This is a genomic window from Salmonella sp. 741265050_HSA, from assembly GCF_046569445.1.
Lineage (GTDB): Bacteria > Pseudomonadota > Gammaproteobacteria > Enterobacterales > Enterobacteriaceae > Salmonella > Salmonella enterica.
In genome coordinates this window covers 48,665-70,997 of sequence record NZ_JBKFSV010000005.1, presented here as the reverse complement: position 1 = coordinate 70,997, position 22,333 = coordinate 48,665, and the positions used below count along the sequence as shown (strand labels likewise).

24 protein-coding genes, 1 tRNA gene and 2 pseudogenes are annotated in these 22,333 nt (G+C 50.1%); 17 read left to right on the top strand and 10 right to left on the bottom strand.

What is annotated here, in order from left to right:
- The first annotated feature begins 139 nt into the window (after window positions 1-139).
- The 6 genes and pseudogenes from ACLD4F_RS12300 to ACLD4F_RS12275 all read left to right on the top strand — a co-directional run.
- Entirely contained in the window at window positions 140-502 is a 363-nt protein-coding gene (locus tag ACLD4F_RS12300; protein ID WP_000915523.1) for a GtrA family protein, read from the top strand.
- Window positions 499-1,425, top strand: coding sequence for a glycosyltransferase family 2 protein (locus tag ACLD4F_RS12295; RefSeq protein WP_350387551.1), 927 nt, complete (start codon window positions 499-501; stop codon window positions 1,423-1,425). The genes ACLD4F_RS12300 and ACLD4F_RS12295 overlap by 4 nt, the downstream gene beginning before the upstream one ends.
- Window positions 1,406-3,058: a putative glucosyltransferase GtrC1 gene (gtrC1, locus tag ACLD4F_RS12290; protein WP_131046232.1), complete on the top strand. Its 1,653-nt coding sequence runs from the start codon at window positions 1,406-1,408 to the stop codon at window positions 3,056-3,058. The genes ACLD4F_RS12295 and gtrC1 overlap by 20 nt, the downstream gene beginning before the upstream one ends.
- A gap of 386 nt (window positions 3,059-3,444) precedes the next feature.
- Entirely contained in the window at window positions 3,445-3,663 is a 219-nt protein-coding gene (locus ACLD4F_RS12285; RefSeq protein ID WP_001728138.1) for an IS3 family transposase, read from the top strand.
- Window positions 3,664-3,697: 34 nt separating this feature from the next.
- A pseudogene (locus ACLD4F_RS12280) lies at window positions 3,698-4,112 on the top strand (IS3 family transposase); the annotation flags it as partial.
- A pseudogene (locus ACLD4F_RS12275) lies at window positions 4,081-4,179 on the top strand (hypothetical protein); the annotation flags it as partial. The pseudogenes ACLD4F_RS12280 and ACLD4F_RS12275, both read left to right, overlap by 32 nt.
- Before the next feature lie 26 nt (window positions 4,180-4,205).
- On the opposite strand, the gene ACLD4F_RS12270 reads toward ACLD4F_RS12275, so the two are convergent.
- A tRNA-Arg gene (locus ACLD4F_RS12270) sits at window positions 4,206-4,282 on the bottom strand.
- Between the two features lie 254 nt (window positions 4,283-4,536).
- Here ACLD4F_RS12270 and fimW point away from each other — a divergent pair.
- From fimW to fimZ, 4 genes are all read left to right on the top strand, one after another.
- Window positions 4,537-5,133 carry a fimbria biosynthesis transcriptional regulator FimW gene (fimW, locus tag ACLD4F_RS12265; protein WP_000948629.1) on the top strand — a complete coding sequence of 199 codons (597 nt, stop codon included), beginning with the start codon at window positions 4,537-4,539 and terminating at the stop codon, window positions 5,131-5,133.
- Window positions 5,134-5,294: 161 nt separating this feature from the next.
- Window positions 5,295-5,606, top strand: coding sequence for a diguanylate cyclase (locus ACLD4F_RS12260; protein ID WP_411010864.1), 312 nt, complete (start codon window positions 5,295-5,297; stop codon window positions 5,604-5,606).
- A gap of 18 nt (window positions 5,607-5,624) precedes the next feature.
- Window positions 5,625-6,347, top strand: coding sequence for a fimbria biosynthesis regulator FimY (fimY, locus tag ACLD4F_RS12255; RefSeq protein WP_079841499.1), 723 nt, complete (start codon window positions 5,625-5,627; stop codon window positions 6,345-6,347).
- A 603-nt stretch (window positions 6,348-6,950) separates the two neighbouring features.
- Window positions 6,951-7,583, top strand: coding sequence for a fimbria biosynthesis transcriptional regulator FimZ (gene fimZ, locus ACLD4F_RS12250; RefSeq protein ID WP_156010187.1), 633 nt, complete (start codon window positions 6,951-6,953; stop codon window positions 7,581-7,583).
- Window positions 7,584-7,628: 45 nt separating this feature from the next.
- Here the strand turns inward: fimZ and sfmF are convergent, their stop codons facing one another.
- From sfmF to fimA, 6 genes are all read right to left on the bottom strand, one after another.
- Window positions 7,629-8,147, bottom strand: a complete 519-nt coding sequence (gene sfmF, locus ACLD4F_RS12245; RefSeq protein WP_411010863.1) for a fimbria assembly protein — start codon at window positions 8,145-8,147, stop codon at window positions 7,629-7,631.
- 9 nt (window positions 8,148-8,156) lie between these two features.
- Window positions 8,157-9,164, bottom strand: a complete 1,008-nt coding sequence (gene fimH, locus ACLD4F_RS12240) for a type 1 fimbria D-mannose specific adhesin FimH (protein ID WP_000708649.1) — start codon at window positions 9,162-9,164, stop codon at window positions 8,157-8,159.
- Window positions 9,165-9,178: 14 nt separating this feature from the next.
- Window positions 9,179-11,791, bottom strand: a complete 2,613-nt coding sequence (locus ACLD4F_RS12235) for a fimbrial biogenesis usher protein (RefSeq protein ID WP_079981491.1) — start codon at window positions 11,789-11,791, stop codon at window positions 9,179-9,181.
- Window positions 11,792-11,821: 30 nt separating this feature from the next.
- Complete coding sequence (gene fimC / locus ACLD4F_RS12230; RefSeq protein ID WP_001519112.1) at window positions 11,822-12,514, bottom strand: type 1 fimbria chaperone FimC; 693 nt, start codon at window positions 12,512-12,514, stop codon at window positions 11,822-11,824.
- Between the two features lie 43 nt (window positions 12,515-12,557).
- Window positions 12,558-13,091, bottom strand: coding sequence for a type 1 fimbrial protein subunit FimI (gene fimI / locus ACLD4F_RS12225; RefSeq protein ID WP_411010862.1), 534 nt, complete (start codon window positions 13,089-13,091; stop codon window positions 12,558-12,560).
- A 74-nt stretch (window positions 13,092-13,165) separates the two neighbouring features.
- Complete coding sequence (gene fimA, locus ACLD4F_RS12220) at window positions 13,166-13,723, bottom strand: type 1 fimbrial protein subunit FimA (protein WP_000681025.1); 558 nt, start codon at window positions 13,721-13,723, stop codon at window positions 13,166-13,168.
- A gap of 546 nt (window positions 13,724-14,269) precedes the next feature.
- Between fimA and folD the strand changes: the two genes are divergently transcribed.
- The 3 genes from folD (at window position 14,270) to ACLD4F_RS12205 (ending at window position 16,026) form a co-directional block, all read left to right on the top strand.
- Window positions 14,270-15,136, top strand: coding sequence for a bifunctional methylenetetrahydrofolate dehydrogenase/methenyltetrahydrofolate cyclohydrolase FolD (folD, locus tag ACLD4F_RS12215; protein ID WP_000729165.1), 867 nt, complete (start codon window positions 14,270-14,272; stop codon window positions 15,134-15,136).
- Between the two features lies 1 nt (window position 15,137).
- Entirely contained in the window at window positions 15,138-15,350 is a 213-nt protein-coding gene (ybcJ, locus tag ACLD4F_RS12210) for a ribosome-associated protein YbcJ (protein ID WP_000190278.1), read from the top strand.
- Between the two features lie 127 nt (window positions 15,351-15,477).
- Entirely contained in the window at window positions 15,478-16,026 is a 549-nt protein-coding gene (locus ACLD4F_RS12205) for a metal-dependent hydrolase (RefSeq protein WP_079944476.1), read from the top strand.
- Window positions 16,027-16,116: 90 nt separating this feature from the next.
- Here ACLD4F_RS12205 and cysS read toward each other — a convergent pair whose 3' ends face one another.
- The gene (gene cysS, locus ACLD4F_RS12200) at window positions 16,117-17,502 is read right to left on the bottom strand and encodes a cysteine--tRNA ligase (RefSeq protein WP_000912376.1); all 1,386 of its coding nucleotides are present in this window, start codon (window positions 17,500-17,502) and stop codon (window positions 16,117-16,119) included.
- Between the two features lie 172 nt (window positions 17,503-17,674).
- On the opposite strand from cysS, the gene ppiB reads away from it, so the two are divergent.
- The 4 genes from ppiB (at window position 17,675) to purK (ending at window position 20,585) form a co-directional block, all read left to right on the top strand.
- Complete coding sequence (gene ppiB / locus ACLD4F_RS12195) at window positions 17,675-18,169, top strand: peptidylprolyl isomerase B (protein WP_000255991.1); 495 nt, start codon at window positions 17,675-17,677, stop codon at window positions 18,167-18,169.
- A gap of 2 nt (window positions 18,170-18,171) precedes the next feature.
- Window positions 18,172-18,894: a UDP-2,3-diacylglucosamine diphosphatase gene (lpxH, locus tag ACLD4F_RS12190; protein WP_000212287.1), complete on the top strand. Its 723-nt coding sequence runs from the start codon at window positions 18,172-18,174 to the stop codon at window positions 18,892-18,894.
- A 117-nt stretch (window positions 18,895-19,011) separates the two neighbouring features.
- Window positions 19,012-19,521, top strand: coding sequence for a 5-(carboxyamino)imidazole ribonucleotide mutase (gene purE / locus ACLD4F_RS12185; protein WP_000098736.1), 510 nt, complete (start codon window positions 19,012-19,014; stop codon window positions 19,519-19,521).
- A complete protein-coding gene (gene purK, locus ACLD4F_RS12180; protein ID WP_000815601.1) occupies window positions 19,518-20,585 on the top strand; it encodes a 5-(carboxyamino)imidazole ribonucleotide synthase in 1,068 nt (355 codons plus the stop codon). The genes purE and purK overlap by 4 nt, the downstream gene beginning before the upstream one ends.
- Before the next feature lie 40 nt (window positions 20,586-20,625).
- On the opposite strand, the gene ACLD4F_RS12175 is transcribed toward purK, so the two are convergent.
- Window positions 20,626-21,519, bottom strand: a complete 894-nt coding sequence (locus ACLD4F_RS12175; RefSeq protein ID WP_000855342.1) for a carbamate kinase — start codon at window positions 21,517-21,519, stop codon at window positions 20,626-20,628.
- Window positions 21,520-21,522: 3 nt separating this feature from the next.
- Window positions 21,523-22,332 (bottom strand): DUF2877 domain-containing protein, encoded by an 810-nt coding sequence (locus ACLD4F_RS12170; RefSeq protein WP_000821191.1) that lies wholly within the window; start codon window positions 22,330-22,332, stop codon window positions 21,523-21,525.
- Between the last annotated feature and the right edge of the window lies 1 nt (window position 22,333).

The following is a 22,333-nucleotide window of genomic DNA, read 5'->3' as shown; positions in this document are numbered from 1 at the left end:
AATTGATCGGTAACAACGATCAATTAATAAGATAACAATAAGTTTAAACTATTAAATATCATATTATTGATCGTTTATATCGATCAAAGCAATTTGTAGTGCTACACTCCAGACCTTTCCGAATCCGCTGATTTTCATAATGTTGAAGTTATTCGCTAAGTACACATCGATCGGTGTTCTTAACACGCTTATTCATTGGGGCGTATTTGCTTTTTGTGTGTATGGGATGCATACGCATCAGGCGTTGGCGAACTTTTCCGGTTTTGTTATCGCTGTATCGTTCAGCTTCTATGCCAATGCGCGCTTCACCTTTAACGCCAGCACCACCACGCTTCGCTACATGATGTACGTGGGATTTATGGGAACACTGAGCGCTGTTGTTGGCTGGATGGCTGACAAATGCTCCTTGCCGCCACTCCTTACTCTTGTCACCTTTTCAGCTATCAGCCTGATATGCGGATTCATTTATTCAAAATTCATTGTCTTTAGGGATGCGAAATGAAAATCTCGTTAGTCGTTCCGGTCTTCAATGAAGAAGCCACGATACCTATTTTCTATAAAACGGTTCGCGAGTTTGAAGAGCTAAAACCGTATGAAGTTGAGATTGTTTTCATCAACGACGGAAGCAAAGATGCGACTGAATCAATAATTAACAAAATAGCTGCATCTGATCCGCTCGTTATTCCGCTTTCGTTTACGCGAAACTTCGGTAAAGAACCAGCTCTTTTCGCGGGGCTCGACCACGCAACCGGGGATGCGGTCATTCCTATTGATGTCGATTTACAGGATCCGATAGAAGTAATCCCCCATCTCATTGAGAAGTGGCAGGCTGGCGCAGATATGGTGCTGGCTAAGCGCTCAGACCGCTCAACTGACGGGCGCATGAAGCGTAAGACAGCTGAGTGGTTTTATAAGCTGCACAACAAAATCAGCAATCCGAAAATCGAAGAGAACGTTGGCGACTTTCGGTTAATGAGTCGTGAAGTTGTCGAAAATATTAAATTAATGCCTGAACGCAACTTGTTCATGAAGGGTGTGCTCAGTTGGGTTGGCGGAAAAACGGATGTTGTTAAATATGCCCGTGCCGAACGCGTGGCCGGCGATTCAAAATTCAATGGCTGGAAATTATGGAATCTGGCGCTGGAAGGAATAACTTCTTTCTCAACATTTCCGCTCCGCATATGGACTTACATTGGATTGTTTATTGCAGGTATGTCATTCCTTTACGGTGCATGGATGATTATTGATAAATTAATATTTGGAAATAATGTTCCTGGCTACCCGTCTCTTCTTGTTTCTGTACTTTTTCTGGGTGGCGTTCAATTGATAGGAATAGGTATTCTTGGGGAATATATTGGCAGGATTTACATAGAAACAAAAAAAAGGCCTAAGTACATAATTAAGAATGAGAAGAAAAATGGTTAACAATAGATTAAAAATGGTAATTGCTATCCTTATAGTTTTCTCGTTGGTGTATTCAATAGGATTTATCACACCAATGAACTCTGATGACTATACTTATGCCCTAAGAGAGCTTTCGCTTTCTAGCGTAAAAATGCACTATTTGGGATGGAGCGGAAGGGTTGTGTCAGATACGATCAGCACATCTCTATTAAAGTTTTTCTCCCCGCATATTTACAATGCAATAAACTCAGCAGCGCTAACATTAATGGTGTTGTGCTGGACAATGATCCCAGCTACATTAACAAAGTCGTCACCGTCCCCATATGTGATGATTTTCTTATTTTTCTTATACTTCATTGCAAATCCAGCCCTCGGTCAAACTAACTTCTGGCTTGTTGGGTCAGCAAATTACTTATGGACCAACATGTTCATTGCCATTTATATACTAATTTCTATATATTTAAGCAATGGTAAAAAATCCAATTTAATACTCTTTGTATATGCCATATCATCGATATTTGCAGGTTGCTCAAATGAAAACACATCTCTTGTAGTTGTATTAATTTCTGTAGCATATTTCTTTATAATGAATAGAAATAAATATTTACTGATTGGCGTATTCGGATCTGCAATAGGCGCGGGGGTTCTCCTGCTGGCTCCGGGAAACCTATCCCGTGCGTCTACAATACAAGACTGGTACAATCAACCACTTGCATGGAGGGTTCTTGAGCACTTTTCAGAAAGGCTGCCATCAGCAATGGGGGCATATTGGCAGGTCTATATTGCATTTATAATACTACTAATCTCTGTAGTGTTATCAAGGAATAGTAGCAGCAAACTTATGTTTGGAAGCTTTTTATTCATACTGGGTGCAATTGCTGCAAATGTTGCGTTCCTTGCATCTCCTGCAATGCCCAGCAGGGCTCTCAATGGAGCACTCTGCTTTATGATTCTTTCGATTTCCTTTGTTGCTCATTCTGCATTTACGAAATTTAACAAGGCTTCCATTTATTTATCTGTTACTACATATGCAATGGCTTTTTTATATTTCATTCCATCATACATCCTCTATTACTCATCAATTAAATCAATAAGCAAACAAACGGAGATTAGGGAAGAAATAATAGACAGGGCGAAACATAACAAACAAGATCAAGCGATAATTCCTGATTATTACTTTCCACCGGTACTGCATGCAGGCCCAAGTCTTGATACGTTTAACAGTGAAGCAATGTCTAGATACTACGGGATTGATTTGAAAATAACTGCTCCAGGATTTTTCGACTATTCACGAGCCTTTAATTTCAAGCCTCTTAATATTAACGCAAAAATATGTAACAACGTTTATATAAAATCATTATGGATATATAAACAGCAAATGGACATTAAAACCTTTGTAATATTTGAGTTTAATAAGAATCCTGCTGATTCTCTTGATGAGAATACAGCGATGTTCATTAGCTTTAAAACAAAGGATGGAAAAATTATAAATGCAGATGTCGACAAGAAGACATTCCAAATAGACGGAAGATGGCTTTCCGGGCGGGCGATTAACGGCATAGATTCAAATGAATTAGAATCAATTACATCTGGGACATGGGACGTTAGAACAGGGGCGAGGACAAATGAGAATATTACGGAAATAATTAAATAACATTCATGTATAATTAATGTTCCCCGCCACCAATGGGTAACGGGCGGCGGGGATTCCTACATATCGTATGTCACAAATGCCCCATCAGGTTTCTTAGCAAGAAGTCGCAATGCACCATCAGTCCCAAAAAAGAACCCAACGGAGCCATAGTGCATTAATCCAGACTCCGGCAACTGACCAATACACGCAAGGATACGCATGTGCCCAAAGCCCATCCGGTTCAACTCCACCACAGATGCAGGAACACCGTCTTTTAGTGCGGATAAACTGCCCCCTACTGGTTTCACTACCGGGTAAAGGAACCTGACAATCTGCGGTCAATGTGAATCGCCACGGATTTAACAGACACCTCAGAGCCATTTAAGATGACTTAAAGAGAGGTGCCTATGAGCGGTAAACGTTATCCCGAAGAGTTTAAAATTGAAGCGGTAAGACAGGTTGTTGAGCGTGGCCATTCTGTTTCCAGCGTCGCAACACATCTCGATATTACTACCCACAGTCTTTACGCCAGGATAAAGAAGTACGGGTCGAACTCCTCCACCAATAAAGAAATAAAGAGCAGTCAGATGATCAGACCGGAATCCGCCGACTCCCGAAAGAGTTGAAGCGGGTTACTGACGAACGGGACATATAAAAAAAAGCCGCAATAGATTCAATTGGTCACTGCAACCATGAATGACAAAAGATAGAGTCCTGAATGCGCTTCTGATGGCCGTGTGGCGACGTAATCACCCGCTATGAATGGCAGTCGATCCTGAAATCGCACGGACTGGAGAGCAGAATGAGCCGTCGTGGCAACTGTCATGACAATGCGGTTGCAGAAAGCTTTTTCCAGCTACTGAAGCGTGAACGGATAAAGGAAAAGATCTACGGAACGAGAGACGAAGCCAGAAGCGATATTTTTGATTACATAGAAATGTTTTATAACAGTAGACGTCGGCATGGTTCGAGCGAGCAGATGACACCGGCTGAATATGAAAACCTATATCATCAACGACTCAGAAGTGTCCAGGTTATCCGTGGTGATTCACAGATATGCTCACCTTGCGCCTAATCATTTAACGGAACACGCGAGGAAAATAGACGACATTTTTGGTGATGATGTCCCATATGAGAATTAAAGAGGCGTAACCAGTTGATATATAAGTGGCGCGCCCTGCAGGATTCGAACCTGCGACCCACGGCTTAGAAGGCCGTTGCTCTATCCAACTGAGCTAAGGGCGCCTTGTGAAGTGAAGACTTCGTGTAGACGAAACGCGAGAATTATACGGTCAGGCACTCCTGAGTCAATGGCTTTTGTTCTGGTTGCTGACTAAGTGTACGAATATCGTCTTTTCTGGCGCAATGCCAGGTTCCAGGAAATCGCCTGGACACATCTCAGCACGCATAAAGTGGGAATTAAGGCCGCCAGTATTTAGATAATCAATCAGTTTCTTTAATATTTCACCATGATTCACCTGCCGTGTAGGATATTTTTTATGCTGAGTATCGCTATTAAGGAACAAAACAGTCACTTTGAGCATGGGTTGAAAATCATCATGACGCGTCTGGCGAATCAATGGCAGCAGAAAATTGACTTTCTGCCGCCAGAAGAGATAGATAATGCCGATATCGCTTTCCTGGCCCTGGATGATGATTGGTTCAGCGCAGGCTGTTACCAGATACCTATGCATACCCAACATCAGCTACGGGTGATTATTTGTAATAAATGCGATAAAGAAAAGCTCATGTTCAGACCATGTCTGTATATGCTGCCGCATATTTATCGGGAAGATGATGTTGAAGAAATTACCCGGAAAATGATATTGATCTTACATAAACGAGCGCTTCGACATAGCGTCCCTTCTGGCATTTGCCACTACTGCACGACTCGTCATTTTTCAGTAACAGAACGTCACCTGTTAAAACTGATCGCCAGCGGTTATCATTTAAGCGAAACGGCCGCTTTACTTTCACTTTCTGAAGAACAGACAAAGTCACTCCGCCGGAGCATTATGCGAAAATTACATGTTAAAACGGAGCAGCAGTTTTTAAAGTATATTAGAGTTAACCTTCATTTCTTACTCAGTAAGTAAACTCACTTAACTTTTTACAAGGCTTACGAAATATCTCACCAATAATTAAGTAACGATACCTACAGGCATTTTTTTAACGCTGCCACAATGATGCCCATAATATCCTGATAGATTCAGGGGTCGAAAATATATGGCTGCATCATAAATGCCTGGAGGAGTGTTTGGTGGCACAGGGTACTTTATTAAAGGAAAGGATAAATCCCCCACACCTGGCGTCTTCGCCAACACGTCATTCATATCTCAACAGCAGATTGTTAAAATCTGAGCCAATCGTTAATCTCTCAACTGCGCAATTAATCGGCTATGAGATCCTGACGCAACTTCCGTCAAAACATGATAGCGAAGTTTTTTTTCAGCAGTTAATGCTGATGGAAGGCATTGAAACATCAGAGCAACGAAGCATTGCTTTTTACGCTGGTGCAACGATGGGACAAGGTTATTTATGGCCAGCCATATTACCAGATATATATTAGAGCAATGGAAAAAGCAGGATGCGCAGCGTACCACGCAGGGAAAGACACCGCCGTTTAAGAAATGCCAAAGACTGCGCCTGCCGTTATCACTCTCCAACGCCGCAGATATTTGATCGCCTTGAGTTACTGGATCAACAGCTTAATTATGCCTTGCCGGTTGGTATCATTTCCCAGGCAATAATTACAACTGATAACTACCTCGGCTATTCATTGAGTCACTACTTATTTTCCGGAAAACGTACCGCAGCATTCCGCTCATTAGATGACATTTCTTTGTGGATTGAAAAGGGGTCGCTCAGACAACTGATTGTAGATATGGAGACGCTACCTGTCTCCTGTATTGAGGCGCTTAACCAGCTACGCGCGCTCAGTTGGCAACAAAGCGATATCCAGATTTACCTGCTGGTATCAGATAAAACCCCCGCTATAACACAGTTTATCCGTATGGCCGGGCGTTTTTTTGTTCTGTCACGACGACAAAATCTGGCCTCAGTACGCGAAGCCTTGTTATCAGCCGCCAAACCTCGCTTATCGGAAAGCTTTAGCCGTACTGACTGGTTGATGATTGAAACTTTAGCGCAAGGCGCCTCTTTAAAAGAAATAGCACGTCAGCAAAGCGTACCTTATCATCGTGTAGTTTACCGGCTTAAACAACTTATCACCCTCCTTAACCTTCCCCACAGGCAAAGCTTTCTTCGGCTGATCCAGCAGCTAAACGTTACTTTCCACGATATTTTTTAACGGAGTAACGTTTTGGTGAATAAGATTTTTTAAGAAATTACTTATTTTCACTTCCATTAAATGTAAATATTTCACATAAAATTAATATTTACAACTCGTCCTGGTAAGCGATAAAAATTTTTTTCTTACATCGTCCCCTGTCCCTCCTCGTTTTTTGAGGTCTCCCGCGTAAACATCTTTCTGTTATTACATAACAAATACTAAACAATTAGTCTTTCATATTATTTTTATACTTAAAAACAACAGTTTAAACCACTCAATATCAACTCCAAAGAAAATAACTCTACCACGAACAAATTTTCTCTAACGTCACAGAACATCCTACCCGCTATCCATAATTCGCATTTCGCAAGACTTTTCCGAGAAATCAGACCAGGTATAATCCATATTGTTTTTACTTAATCAGAAATTTCTTTTTTGTTGGTGCGAAATGGATATTCCACATATTTATTACTCTTACGCAAAATAGCCAGTCAACAGGGAGGTCTCATTCTTTATTATTGCTCCACTGTGTGGTGTGTAGATCTGGCTATTTCACAATCTTTAAGGTGTCTGACGCTTATTCTAAAACGAAGGACGCATAACAGTCTGAGGCATACAACAATGAAACCTGCATCTGTTATCATTATGGACGAACACCCCATTGTAAGAATGTCGATCGAAGTTTTACTCGGTAAAAATAGCAAGATCCAGGTTGTCCTGAAAACGGATGATAGCCGAACAGCGATAGAGTATCTGCGCACTTATCCTGTTGACCTTGTCATTCTGGATATTGAATTACCGGGCACCGACGGCTTTACCTTACTTAAACGAATCAAATCTATCCAGGAACATACCCGGATACTTTTTTTATCGTCGAAATCAGAGGCTTTTTATGCCGGAAGAGCAATAAGAGCGGGCGCAAACGGATTTGTAAGTAAACGCAAAGACCTCAATGATATTTATAATGCGGTAAAAATGATTTTATCCGGCTATTCTTTTTTTCCATCTGAGACGCTTAACTTTATCAGTAATACCCGTCCCCCCAAAGGCGGGCACCATGATATGCCACTTTCTAACCGCGAAGTTACCGTGCTGCGCTATCTGGCCAATGGAATGTCTAACAAAGAAATTGCCGAGCAACTTTTATTGAGTAACAAGACTATCAGCGCGCATAAGGCCAATATATTTTCTAAACTTGGCCTTCACTCTATCGTTGAGCTTATCGATTACGCCAAATCACACGAATTATTGTAAATGTACTCCCGGCGAATTATCGTTCGGGAGCCACAATAACGGGCATTAATTGTAATTGATCAGGAAAGTCGCATCCGCGTTAGCAAGTCCGGGCTGCACGCCATCGGCTAAGGCGATATAGTTCGCATAGAATTTCAGGGTAGCATTGCCATTATTGTCAATATCGACGGCCTTGCTGGCCTGTTCAAGTGGCAATCGACGTTGATCGCCATCGCGAATTTCAATCGCCAGTTTTTGCGCCATTGCCGTATCAGCAAGCGCCAGTAATGCCGTGCCGGGCGCTGGCGTCCCGGAAAACGTTATAGACGCCGAACCCGGCGGGCAGCCTTCAAGTTTTAGGCTAAAGGCTACCGGTTGCGTAGCGTCACCGGCGGCGTGAAACTGTTTTGTCGGCCAGGTGCCGAGGTTAACCGACTTGTTACTGTCGCCCGCCACCACGGCGCAGGTAAAATCCACCACGTTACCGCGCAGCTCAATATTCACTTCGCCCAGAGATGAGTTGGCCTGACTCAGCGGGCTGAACAAAACACAACCGATAGCGATGAAAACGCGCCGAAAGATCATTATGCCTCCTTAATCATAATCGACTCGTAGATAGCCGCGCGCAGTAAACGGCCCTTCCGCCGGTTTATTCCCCGTTACGCTGATCGGCCAAGCGCGAATACCTACGCGAGCGGCGGCGTTATCATCAAGATGAAACGGAATTTTACTCGACAAATTATTGGGTGTGAGCGGCGTACCGTTGCTATTAGCAACTACAAAGCCTAAATCCGGATTATCGGACACCATCGCCTGCCCTGAGGCCTTTTCGGCTTCAAGCCGCATCGATAAATAGGCCTGCGCCGCGACGTTGGTACATTTAATAGCGATAGTTTTCGTTTGCGGCGTGACGCCTTGCGGACGATTACCCGCCCCCGCCTGACTAAATAACGACGCGCCGATATCGCCGAAATCAAACTCCACGACCTGTCCGGCATTCACTTCACAGTTTTGCGGTACTTCCACTTTGCCGCTGTAGCTAATGGTATACACCGGCGTGCTCAACGCGTCGCCGGTAGAGGTCGTCACATAGACGGTAAACATTGTCTGGCGAGGGATCGTCACCATATTAATAAAAGGCCGTATCACTTTTAATTTAAAAACCAGCTTTGAGTCCTGCACGCCAAACGGCTTTTGCTGCGACACGTTAGAGTCGACGCCCATGAGAATATAGTTACGGGGCGGATAAAATACGCCAGCGACACTATCGGTTATGCTCATCGCGCCCAGAAGGTAGTCATTCAGCTTGAGGTATTTAAAATTTCCTTCGGTGCTTTGTACCGGTAATTCTGATACATAGCTTCGGTAGGTATAATTCACCGTTGTCCCCGCCGGGCACGTCGCGTTTACGCCGACCCAACCTGATTTTTCCGGCAGCGTAACCACCTGTCCCGGCTGATTATTGCCGCTGGTGAAAACATCTGACAGGTCGTAAAAGATATCGGTCGCCGTCCCGTTTGAATTACGGCAAACCGTCGCCAGCGCGGGATGGGTGAAAAAGAGCGCGGTCCCCGCCAGCAATAGCGCTGAGTATATTTTCATCTCTATTTTTCCTTTTATGACGCCGGACGGATACAGGTTGCGCTGGCTATCGTAATCGCCTGCTTCAGGCTGTCCTCCGCCAGGGCGTAAGGGGCGATACAACGCGCGTTTTTCCCCTCTCCCCACTGGATGAACAGTTCACCTTTTAGCGGCAAGCCGCTCAGATAAATTTGTCCGTCATCGCCGACCATACTGGTAATGCCGCTGGCGGTTTCTCGTACTATCGCGCCAAACGGTAACGGACGTCCGCCAAGCCTCGCGGTAATGATTGCCCTTACGCCTATCCGCGTATCAAAAGCGGCCCGCACCAGCGCGCCCTCTGTCGGCACTACGCTGCTGACGTTATTTTCGACATCGGTATGGTTGTCCATCGTGTTGGTATCTAACGCGACGCGGTTATAGCGATATACCGTGGCGTAGGGCATTACCGCATAGCCCCGCCAGTCCGTTTTCACGCCGGTCTGGTTTTCGATGCGCACGCCTTTCGCTCCCGGCGCTTTAATCAAGACATTGGTATCGCCCAACGGTTGGCTAAACGTAATACCATCCGCATGACCGACCACGCCGCCGGAAAGTTGCCAGTTATAGTCATGCTGATCGCGATCGTAGTTATATCCCACGCCCAGCGTGCCATACGTCGCCTGCCAGCTAGCGCTGGCGCTGCCGCTATAACCATTGGTACTGCTACGCCCCTGCGTCACGCTGTAGCTCAGATTACGTCCTTCCAGAAGCGTGCCGCCCACGCCGGTCTGCCAGCTATTGTCGCCGTCGCGGTTGCGGTTGGCGTTAAACGTGGCATAAGTACGATCAAGAAGAGTGTCGCGCGCATAGCGCCGTCCGGTCAGAACGCTAAACGGAACGGACATATTGAATGCCAGAATGCGGTCGGCGCCTGAGATCCCCACCGACTCGCTCCACGACCATGACAGCGAATAACTTATGCCTTGCCATCCACTGGCGTATCCCAGTTGATACCAGGTATTGGTATCCGCCGTATTCCAGTAATTTTGTTGACTGCCGGAAAGATACAGTGACCCGTAATCCCCCAGGTTTTGCGAAATATTGACCTGAAAGCGGCCTTTTTTGCTGTAACGGAGATTGTGGTAGCTCTGCGCCACCGGCACTTTATGGCGGCGTCCGTCGCTATCGTATTCGTAGTCGTACCCTTCCATACTGCGATATGCCACATCATCCAGGGTGTAAAATCCGCGCGTGGAATAGCGGTAACCCAGCAATTGAAAATTCGTCCCGTAATTATTCAGCGATTTGGCGTACAGAAAACGCAACGATTGCCCCTGATGGGTGCTGTCATCTGCCAGTTGGCTACGCGCATGTGTGACATCGACCGACACGGCTCCCCAGTCGCCCAAATTTCGCCCCGCCCCGACCACCACGGCACGGTAACGATCGGCAAGTTGCGTACCGCCGTAAGCCGTCAGCCCCGCAGGCAGGCCGGCAATCACCGTTCCCTGGAAAAAGAATGGCGAAGACTGCTGACTATTGCCGCTGCGAAAATCCCCGGCCACCAGGTCATACTTCACCCTGCCCTCACGCTGCAATAGCGGAACGGTAGAGTAAGGCACCGTGTAACGTTGTTGGCTACCGTCTTTTTCATCTACCGTCACCTCAAGGTCGCCGCTGGAAGAGGTAGGATTAAGATCGGTAATCGCAAACGCACCCGGCGACACATAGCTTTGGTAGATAACATACCCGTTCTGTCGTATCGTCAGCTTTGCCGCCGTCCGGGCGATTCCTCTAACCGTGGGGGCGTAGCCCTGCAGGCTATCGGGATACATATTGTCAGAAGAGTACAGCCGCGCTCCGCGAAAGCCGACGCTGTCGAAAACATCGTTCCCGGTATTGCTGTCCCCCATGACCAGTTCGCTTTTTAGCGGAATGATGGCGCGCTGTACCCAGGTGCCAATGTTGTTCCAGCGTTGCGAATGATAGCCATCCCCTTTCGAATAGTTCCAGGCTCCGTTATTACGCAGCCGCCAGGGGCCATAGTTCAACCCGCTCGACAGACTCAAAAAATAGCTATCGCTGTCTGTTCCGCGGCTACCGGTAAAACTGTAATTAATGAGTGCGGCAGGTATCCCTTCATCCCACTCTTCCGGCGGGATATAGCCACGCGCGCTGTTGAGCAATGACGCCTGCGGCAAGCTAATATTTAAGCGCATCGACGCGAAATCAAACGCGACCTCCGCGCCCGGAATTTTCTCAGGAAGGCGAATACACGTGGTATCGACGCCTTTATCTGAGACAGGGAACGCCGCGGTATTCACGCCCAGCCGTTTAATCCACTCCGGTGTAAAACAAGGCATCAGGCCGCCGGATTTATCGCCGGCACCCACGGCGCCCGCCTCAAAACGAATATCCTGCGTCGCTACGAATTCGTCGTTACGCCAGATATCCACCCGGTAAATACCGGGCGGCTGATGATTACCTTTTTCAAAGCGAGATAAATCCGCCACGGACGCGGTATCCGCCGACAAAAACGCAGGGTTGAAATAACTTTCGCCGCGGCTCGTCAGCGGACACAGCGCCGCCAGCACCGACAGCGCCACGCCGTTTAACGGTGATACATAGCCGGGAAATCGCCCTGCAAACCAGGTTGTCTTCTTCATCGTGTTCTCGTGTGGCTTCACGCTCTCTGCTTAACCGAGACTGGCCGTTGTCGCCGACGTCAATGCGCCGTAATCATTGACGGTCTGAAATGTCACGCTGCCCTGCGCGCCAGTCGGTAAGGGAATTTGCATGTCGCTTTTTGGCGCGATCATCACGTTATCAATCTTTTTCGCACCCACGCTGATATTGACCAGCGTGAGGTAATAAGCAGATGGGTTGGTTATCTTGAGATGGTTGCCGACACGGGAAAATTTCAGCAAGGTCGGCGCGTCTTCCGGCGTCTGCGGCAAATTCGCCGGACGCACGAACAGTTTGATGCGCGACAGAATCGCCAGTTGCAGAACGTTTTTTCCTTCAATATGACTTTTATCGACCGACGGGATGGCTTTCACGTTCATCCAGAATAACGACTCCCGATCCCCGGGTAGCGGTTGCCCGGCGTAGATAATACGCAGCGTGTTTTCGCTTTTGGGTTCGCTGACGAATAAAGGCGGCGTAACGATAAACGTTTTTTCTTTCTGCCCGGCGCTATTTTCGATCCATGAATTGACGAGGTAACGTTCTTGAGTATCGCTATTACTGATTGCCAGAGAAGTCTGTTTCGCCGCCGAGGGATAAATAACGCGCGTGGCGCCTAATGCAATCCCCCCCGCCGCCTGTACGTTCAGCGAAGTAAATAACGTTAGAAGAACAATAAAGCCTAATTTTATACTATTCAGCATGGTAAAAAATACCTTTTGCATTGAGTCACGTCGGCAAGAAAATTCATGGGTAAACCAGCGTAAACCACACTTCTGAATGAATTCGTCCCGGCGTCATATTTTCTGAAATTGCCCGATAGCGGGCAGTAAAATGCAAAGTCATTTCTGACGTTAAAATGGACGTGTAATGAAGCGGTAACGTGTTAGGTATGATTTGCCGCTGCTGGTCATCAAATAATGCCAGGCCGATTCCGGCATTACCGATACCCTCGCCGCTGGCCAGAAAAACGTGGGGATCTTCCGCAGGCGTAACGCCGGCAAACGCAATGCCGACATGACGCCAGACCTCCGCGCTACAGGAGATTAACCGTAACGAAAATGGAACGCTGACGGGAGCGAAGCTGCCAGGACCGGTAAACGCATTCGTGCGGTACTGTCCCATCAGTACGCGCAAATCCTGGCTTTCAGTGGCGACAGCGCAGCCGCCATTGACCAGTTGTCCGCGCAGGTGAACACGCCCGCTCTCCACCATTACCGGCTGCGCAATAACGGGCGACATCAAAACAAGCCCCACTAGCGCCGCGCCTTTCCTTATCATCTGCTATGTTCTCTTTTATCCCCGATAGCCTCTTCCGTTGAGGCGCCTCCCTTCCCTGGCGTTCCCTGACGGGATTATTCGTATTTCATGATAAAGGTGGCGTCGGCATTAGCCTGGCCTGGCGTCGTGGCGGCGGCGGTTGCCTTATAGCGTGCGGTAAAACGCAGCGTATTGGTGCCTTCAACCAGCGCCTGCTTCGCCGAGAAGGTCGCGCCGTCCGGCTTCAACGGTGAAGAGGTATTATCAAGAATCTCAATTCCGACGCCGGTTGCGGTAGTGCTATTGTCCGCAGAGGAGACAGCCAGCAAATTAGGGTTGGTGTTATCTGCCTGACCAGAGAAAGCCACGGCAGCGGTAGCCGCCACTTTCGGATCGCAGTCATTCAGGACGATGGAGAAAGGCACCTGCGCGGTCGTATCATCAATCGCCGTAAAGCTGGCGGTACGGTATTGACCCAGCGTCACCGTTTGATCGGCGGATTTAGTGCTAACGGCACAGGCTGCATTAACCAGTTTACCTTCGAAATGAATAGTACCGCCACTCACGCTCACCGGAGTAGGATCAGCCGCAACCGCTGCGCCAGCGACAAACATCAGACTCGCAATAGTAGAGGTCATTAATTTATGTTTCATGGATTTCCCTTGAATTACACACACCCGGTTTCGGCATCCTGTCGGCTCCGTTTGAATTATTATCGACATAGCATGTCAGAAAAGTTATCTCTGCATCCTGTAAAGATAGATATCGCAGATTAATTAGTTTTCTGTTTCTCCCCTGAGTATCAGACGCAGTAATTAATCTTTGCGAATATGACATTTCGTCACGGTAATAAATTAAACATTTCGCTAAATAAAAAATAGCCGCAAACTCTTTTAATGACCTAAGCTAATTCTTATTGGGATATAAGAAGGGTCTAATCTTATTTTGTATAAAATGTCGCATTATGCCGCCCGATGCTATTAACGACGAGGGATTACGGTAACCATAGCCAGGGTGATGAATTGTTTCTTTTTGGTTAATCATGGCGCGCTTACGGGTCACGTCTCAGTATCGTCAACAGACGGGGGAGACGTCGCGTTTGCATCGTAAACACAAACGTTAACTGACAGCGAGGCCCGCTTCTGACAAAATAGCGTTATCCCCTTTGACTTGAAGTAACAGATGGAATCTTCTCTCTGATGGCAGCAAAGATTATTGACGGTAAAACGATTGCGCAGCAGGTGCGATCTGAGGTTGCTCAAAAAGTTCAGGCACGCGTCGCAGCAGGTCTTCGCGCTCCCGGCCTGGCTGTGGTGCTGGTCGGCAGCAATCCGGCCTCACAGATTTATGTCGCAAGCAAACGTAAAGCGTGCGACGAAGTGGGATTCGTCTCCCGCTCCTATGACCTGCCAGAAACCACCAGCGAAGCCGAACTGCTGGCGCTTATCGATACTCTGAATGCAGATAACACAATCGACGGTATTCTGGTGCAGTTGCCTTTACCGGCAGGTATCGACAACGTTAAAGTGCTGGAGCGTATCGCGCCAGATAAAGACGTAGACGGTTTTCATCCTTATAACGTCGGTCGTCTGTGCCAGCGTGCGCCGCGCCTGCGTCCCTGTACGCCCCGCGGTATTGTGACCCTGCTTGAGCGTTACAATATTGATACCTACGGCCTGAATGCGGTGGTCATTGGCGCGTCCAATATCGTTGGACGCCCGATGAGCATGGAGCTGCTGCTGGCTGGCTGTACGACTACCGTTACACACCGCTTTACCAAAGATCTGCGTCACCATGTCGAGCATGCTGATTTGCTCATTGTCGCCGTAGGTAAACCGGGCTTTATTCCCGGCGAATGGATTAAAGAAGGCGCAATTGTGATTGATGTCGGTATTAACCGTCTGGAAAATGGCAAGGTCGTTGGCGACGTCGTGTTTGACGAAGCCGCGGCGCGCGCGTCATACATCACGCCAGTTCCGGGCGGCGTCGGCCCGATGACGGTCGCTACGCTTATCGAAAACACGCTGCAGGCGTGCATTGAATATCACGATCCACAAGGAAAATAACATGGCGACATTCTCTTTAGGCAAGCACCCGCACGTCGAGCTGTGCGATCTGCTCAAGCTGGAAGGCTGGAGCGAAAGCGGCGCACAGGCGAAAATCGCCATTGCCGACGGGTTGGTGAAGGTTGATGGCGCGGTTGAAACGCGTAAACGCTGCAAAATTGTCGCCGGGCAAACCGTTAGCTTTGAAGGCCAAAGTGTGAACGTCGTGGCCTGATACAGAGTGCCGGATAGCGACGCAAAGCGTCTTATCCGGCCTGATTACGCTGTCTTTTCAGATAATCATCCACTTAATCCTCTGCGTTCCAACTGCTAGCATGGCTATTTCCCTGTGAACCATCGCTATGCCTACCGTTATCACCCACGCCGCCGTTCCCCTGTGTTTTGGCGCAGGCTTAGGCCTGAAAGTTATCCCTCCTCGCCTGCTGTTTGCCGGTGTTGTGCTGGCGATGCTCCCCGATGCCGAAGTGCTGGCCTTTAAATTTGGCATCGCCTACGGCAACGTTTTCGGCCATCGCGGATTTACCCACTCTTTACTTTTCGCATTCGTCCTCCCCCTGTTGTGCGTACTCGCGGGACGACGATGGTTTCGAGCTGGGCAGGTGCGCTGCTGGCTGTTTTTAACCGTTTCATTGTTGTCGCACAGCCTGCTGGATTCGATAACCACGGGCGGTAAAGGCGTCGGATGGCTGTGGCCGTGGTCAGATGAACGTTTTTTTGCGCCCTGGCAGGTGATTAAAGTCGCGCCGTTCGCGCTTTCAAGCTACATCACGCCGTATGGACATCAGGTGATTATTTCGGAGCTGCTATGGGTGTGGCTACCGGGAGGCGTGCTAATGGGGATATTGGGCTGGCACAGATGGCGTATAGGGGACGAAAAGCGGGCTCGCTAATGTCGGACGGCACTACGCTTACCCGACCTGTAGATTTCATCTCAGGTAGGCCGGATAAGACGCCCTGCGCCTTATCCGGCAATACGGCAATTACTTACGCCGCCAGGTGGTGCCCTGCGGGCCATCTTCCAGAATAATACCCATTTCAGCGAGACGATCGCGCGCCGCGTCCGCCGCCGCCCAGTCTTTCGCTTTACGGGCATCCAGACGCTGTTGAATCAAGGCTTCAATTTCCGCAACTTCACCGTCATCCGCCTGCGCGCCGCTTTGCAGGAAAACATCCGGCTCCTGCTCCAGCAGTCCCAGCACGCCGGAAATCTTCCGCAGATGAGACGCCATCGCATTCGCGGCGGTCATATCCTCGCCCTTCAGACGGTTGACTTCACGCGCCATATCAAACAGGACGGAGTAGGCTTCCGGCGTGTTGAAATCGTCATTCATCGCCTCCACGAAACGCGCTTCAAACGCCTCGCCGCCCGCCGGGGCCGCTGATTTATCCGTTCCACGCAATGCAGTGTATAGCCGCTCCAGCGAGGCGCGCGCCTGCTTGAGGTTCTCTTCGCTGTAGTTCAGTTGGCTACGGTAATGCCCGGACATCAGGAAGTAGCGCACGGTTTCCGCATCGTAGTATTTCAGCACGTCGCGCACGGTAAAGAAGTTGCCCAGCGATTTGGACATCTTCTCGCGATCCACCATCACCATACCGGAGTGCATCCAGTAGTTGACGTATTCGCCGTCATGCGCGCAGGTAGACTGGGCAATCTCGTTTTCATGGTGCGGGAACATCAGATCGGAACCGCCGCCGTGAATATCAAAATGGTTGCCCAACTGCTTGCAGTTCATCGCCGAACATTCAATGTGCCAGCCCGGACGCCCTTCGCCCCACGGCGACGGCCAGCTCGGCTCGCCCTCTTTCGACATTTTCCACAGCACGAAGTCCATCGGGTTACGCTTCACGTCAACGACATCTACGCGCGCGCCCGCCTGAAGCTGCTCAAGATCCTGACGGGAAAGCTGCCCATAAGTCGGATCGGTCGGTACATCGAACATCACATCGCCGTTATCCGCCACATAGGCGTGCCCTTTCTCGATTAAGGTGCGGGTGAGCTCGATAATTTCCTGAATATGGTGCGTCGCACGCGGCTCGCTGTCCGGACGCAGAATATTCAGCGCGTCGAAGTCCTGATGCATTTCCGCAATCATTCTGTCGACCAGCGCGACAAAACTTTCGCCGTTTTCATTGGCGCGTTTAATAATTTTATCGTCGATATCGGTAATGTTACGCACATACTTCAGCTTATAACCGAGAAAACGCAAATAGCGTGCGACAACGTCAAAAGCGACAAACGTGCGTCCGTGGCCAATGTGGCAGAGATCGTAAACGGTGATACCACACACGTACATGCCGACTTCCCCGGCATGAATGGGTTTGAATTCCTCTTTTTGGCGCGTCAGTGTATTAAAAATTTTTAACATCGAAGATTCCGTATAGACGTGTGTGGGTAATAATCTCTGTATGATACATATTATTCGTAATCGAAGCAGCACACTTTGCAAGGTGATCGCAGCTTACGGTTATGCTATAACAAGCCCCTATATGTGCCCCATTGCGGGCTAAAGCACCACTCTCTTGGAACAGGATGCAAAAATGGTTACTTTCCACACTAATCACGGCGATATCGTAATCAAAACCTTTGATGATAAAGCGCCTGAAACAGTTAAAAACTTCCTGGACTACTGCCGCGAAGGTTTTTACAACAACACCATTTTCCACCGTGTGATTAACGGTTTTATGATTCAGGGCGGCGGCTTTGAGCCGGGCATGAAACAGAAAGCCACCAAAGAGGCGATCAAAAACGAAGCCAACAATGGTCTGAAAAATACCCGTGGTACGCTGGCAATGGCGCGTACTCAGGCACCACACTCGGCTACCGCGCAATTCTTCATCAACGTGGCAGACAACGACTTCCTGAACTTCTCCGGCGAAAGTCTGCAAGGCTGGGGCTACTGCGTCTTTGCGGAAGTCGTAGAAGGTATGGACGTGGTAGATAAAATCAAAGGCGTCGCCACTGGCCGTAGCGGTATGCATCAGGACGTACCAAAAGAAGACGTCATCATTGAAAACGTGACCGTCAGCGAGTAATCGTGGCGACACTGTTTATTGCAGACTTGCATCTGCAAACGGAAGAACCGGCGATCGTCGCCGGTTTTCTGCGTTTTTTAGCCGTAGAAGCCCGTCAGGCCGACGCGCTGTATATTCTTGGCGATCTCTTCGAAGCCTGGATTGGCGACGACGACCCCAACCCGCTACATCGTGAAATGGCCGTTGCCATTAAATCGCTGGTTGATTCCGGCGTCCCCTGCTTCTTTATTCACGGTAACCGTGATTTCCTGATTGGCAAGCGATTTGCCCGCGAAAGCGGCATGATTCTACTGCCGCAGGAAAAAGTGCTCGACCTGTATGGCCGCAATGTGTTGATTATGCACGGCGATACGCTCTGTACCGATGATGCCGGTTATCAGGCGTTTCGCGCCAAAGTCCATAATCCGTGGGTTCAACGACTGTTCCTTACCCTGCCGCTGTTTATCCGCCGCCGTATCGCCGCCAGAATGCGCGCCGGCAGTAAAGCCGCCAACAGCAGCAAATCGCTGGATATTATGGACGTCAATGCGCAGACCGTCGTCGCCGAAATGGAAAAACACCGCGTACAGTGGCTGGTTCACGGTCACACCCACCGCCCGGCAGTGCATGAACTTTCCGTCAACGACCAGCCCGCATTCCGCGTGGTGTTAGGCGCATGGCATCATGAAGGTTCAATGGTAAAAGTCACGCCGGACAACGTTGAGTTAATCGCCTTCCCCCTGTAAATGTTCGTCGAATCGTCCGTTACGGCGCACACGCAACCGTTTTCCTTGCCTGATTATCATGCTATTCTCTGACACCTCAAAAGCAGCGTGTCCCGCACCACAGGAGTTTTAAGACGCATGTCTTCCCGCAATAATCCGGCGCGTGTCGCCATCGTGATGGGGTCCAAAAGCGACTGGGCTACCATGCAATTCGCCGCCGAAATTTTTGAAATTCTGGATGTCCCGCACCATGTAGAAGTGGTTTCCGCCCATCGCACCCCCGATAAACTGTTCAGCTTCGCCGAAACGGCGGAAGAGAACGGATATCAAGTGATTATTGCCGGCGCGGGCGGCGCGGCGCACCTGCCGGGAATGATTGCGGCAAAAACGCTGGTCCCGGTACTCGGAGTGCCGGTACAAAGCGCTGCGCTCAGCGGCGTGGATAGCCTCTACTCCATCGTGCAGATGCCGCGCGGCATTCCGGTGGGTACGCTGGCGATCGGTAAAGCCGGTGCCGCTAACGCCGCCCTGCTCGCCGCGCAGATTCTGGCGCAACACGACGCGGAACTGCATCAGCGCATCGCTGACTGGCGCAAAGCGCAAACCGATGAAGTTCTGGAAAATCCCGATCCGCGGGGGACGCTATGAAGCAAGTTTGCGTTCTCGGCAACGGACAACTGGGCCGAATGCTGCGCCAGGCGGGCGAACCGCTGGGTATCGCCGTCTGGCCGGTTGGCCTGGATGCAGAGCCTACCGCCGTGCCGGTACAGCAGAGCGTCATTACCGCAGAGATTGAGCGCTGGCCGGAAACCGCGCTTACCCGCGAGCTGGCGCGCCACCCGGCCTTCGTCAATCGTGATGTATTTCCGATCATCGCCGACCGTCTGACACAAAAACAGCTTTTCGATAAGCTGGGACTCGCGACCGCGCCGTGGCAACTGCTGACCAGCGCCGACGAGTGGTCCGGCATCTTTGACCGCCTGGGCGAACTGGCGATTATTAAGCGTCGCGTTGGCGGCTACGACGGTCGCGGGCAGTGGCGTCTACGCGCGGACGAAACCGGGCAACTGCCGGATGACTGCTATGGCGAATGTATTGTTGAGCGCGGTATCCATTTTTCCGGCGAAGTGTCGTTAGTCGGCGCGCGCGCTCATGACGGCAGTACCGTGTTTTACCCGCTAACGCACAATTTGCATCAGGACGGCATCTTGCGGACCAGCGTCGCGTTCCCACAGGCGAACGCCGAACAGCAGGAGCAGGCGGAATCGATGCTGTCAGCAATTATGCAGGCGCTGAACTACGTCGGCGTAATGGCGATGGAATGTTTTATCACGCCGGAAGGCCTGTTAATCAATGAACTGGCGCCGCGCGTGCATAACAGCGGACACTGGACGCAAAATGGCGCCAGCATCAGTCAGTTTGAATTGCATTTGCGCGCGATTACCGGCCTGCCGTTGCCCGCGCCGGTGATTAACGCCCCGTCGGTGATGATCAACCTGATCGGCAGCGAGCTGAATTACGACTGGCTGAAGCTGCCGCTGGTACATCTGCACTGGTATGATAAAGCGGTACGTCCGGGGCGAAAAGTCGGCCATCTGAATCTGACCGACAGCGATACGTCACGTCTTAGCGCCACCCTGGAAGCACTCTCTCCGCTCCTGCCGGGCGAATACGCCAGTGGCATTATCTGGGCGCAAAGTAAGCTTAAATAAACAGCGTGGGCGGCGCATTCTCTGTCGCCGCCCGTCGCGATCACAGACAGATGCAGGTTCCCGCTCTGCCCGCCAGGGTATCGTCAATACGCGACAGCGCGCCAATCCATGCCGGCTTTCCGCACCGCTTCACATACCCGCTTACCGCGGTCACCTTCGGCCCCATCGCGCCATCGGCTTTGGCAAACGGCGCCAGCTCATCGGGCGAAGCCTGACGAATAGCTCGCTGCTGCGGCGTTCCCCAATGTTCATACACCGCATCCGCATCCGTCAAAATGATCAGACCATCGGCCGCTATCTGCTCCGCCAGCAATGCCGCCGCCAGGTCTTTATCTATCACCGCCTCGACCCCTTCGCCCTCGCCGGCAACAGGTACCCCGCCACCGCCGCTGCAAATCACCACATGGCCCTCTTTTAGCAATAACTCAATAGCGGCGCTTTCGATAATCTGACGCGGCGCCGGGGAAGCGACGACACGGCGCAGATATTTTCCATCACGTTTCATATGCCAGCCATAAGTCGCTTCCAGCGACATTTGCTCTTCTGGCGAATAAACGGGACCGATAAACTTTTCCGGTTCAAGAAAAGCAGGATCGTCCGCCGATACCTTTATCCGCGTTAATACCGCAGTCACCGGCGGCATATCGGGTTCAAGAGCCAGACGCTGCGCCAGCATATAGCCGATCATGCCCTGACTTTCCGCTACCAGCACATCCAGCGGATAAGGCTCAACGGCTTTCCAGGCAAGGTTCTGTAAAGCCAACAGGCCGACCTGGGGGCCGTTGCCATGTACTATCGCCAGCCGATACGAGCGGGCAAGTCGCGCCAGCGCAGGCACCGCGTCGGCAATATTGCGATATTGATTCTCTGCCGTTAGCGCTTCTCCGCGCTGCAATAATGCGTTGCCGCCAAGAGCAACTACCAACGTTTTCATTCCCTATCCTTTTACTATTTGTTGTCCAAGCCAGAACCCCAGCAGCGTATCCGCGCCAGAGGTGTGCCCCAGCGCCAGCAGTCCGTCAATCGCCGTTTCTGTGCGAGCATCTCGTCGCAGCGCATGAATAAAGTGGAGTAAAGGCGACGCGAAATAACCCATAGCCGCATAGCGTAAATAGCTAACGCTCACGAGCGTCGTCGCCCGATCAAGGCTGCCGGATTGGGCAAAAAAATTACGCCCGGCGCGTTCATCTATGGCGCCAAAATACCAGGCCGCCAGCAACATTCCCGTCAGCGTGTCGTCATGACTGGGCGTTAAGCCCGGCCCTTTACCCAGCCACAGCCGCCAGTCAGTCGCAGCACCTGCAAGCGCCGACTGAAAGCAGTGACAAAACTGGCGAAGTTCCGGACATAGAGGCTGAGCTGCGGCGACGGTTAACGGCCCAAACAGTCCCGTCTCCTCACTACGCTGCATGTACGTTGCGTTAAGACGCGGCGACGCAAGATAGCGTGGAACCCGCAGCGAACAGCGCCTCTCCGGCTCGCATAAAAGAAACTCGCCAATCTGAATACCGGCAGCGGTTGACTGCGGTTTTTCGCCATCGGTGAGCACATCGCGCAATGCGTCAAAATCGCCGCCGCGCAGTATCCACCCTCCCGGACTGAAGCCGCTCCCCCGACGGTGAAGCGTTAATAACTCACCGCTTTTCGCCACAAAATTAATAGAGCGACGCCATACCCCTGACATCTGCCAGGGTTGCCGATAATCCGCCGATTGTCGGCTTGCCATAAGAGGATGGATACGTTTCATG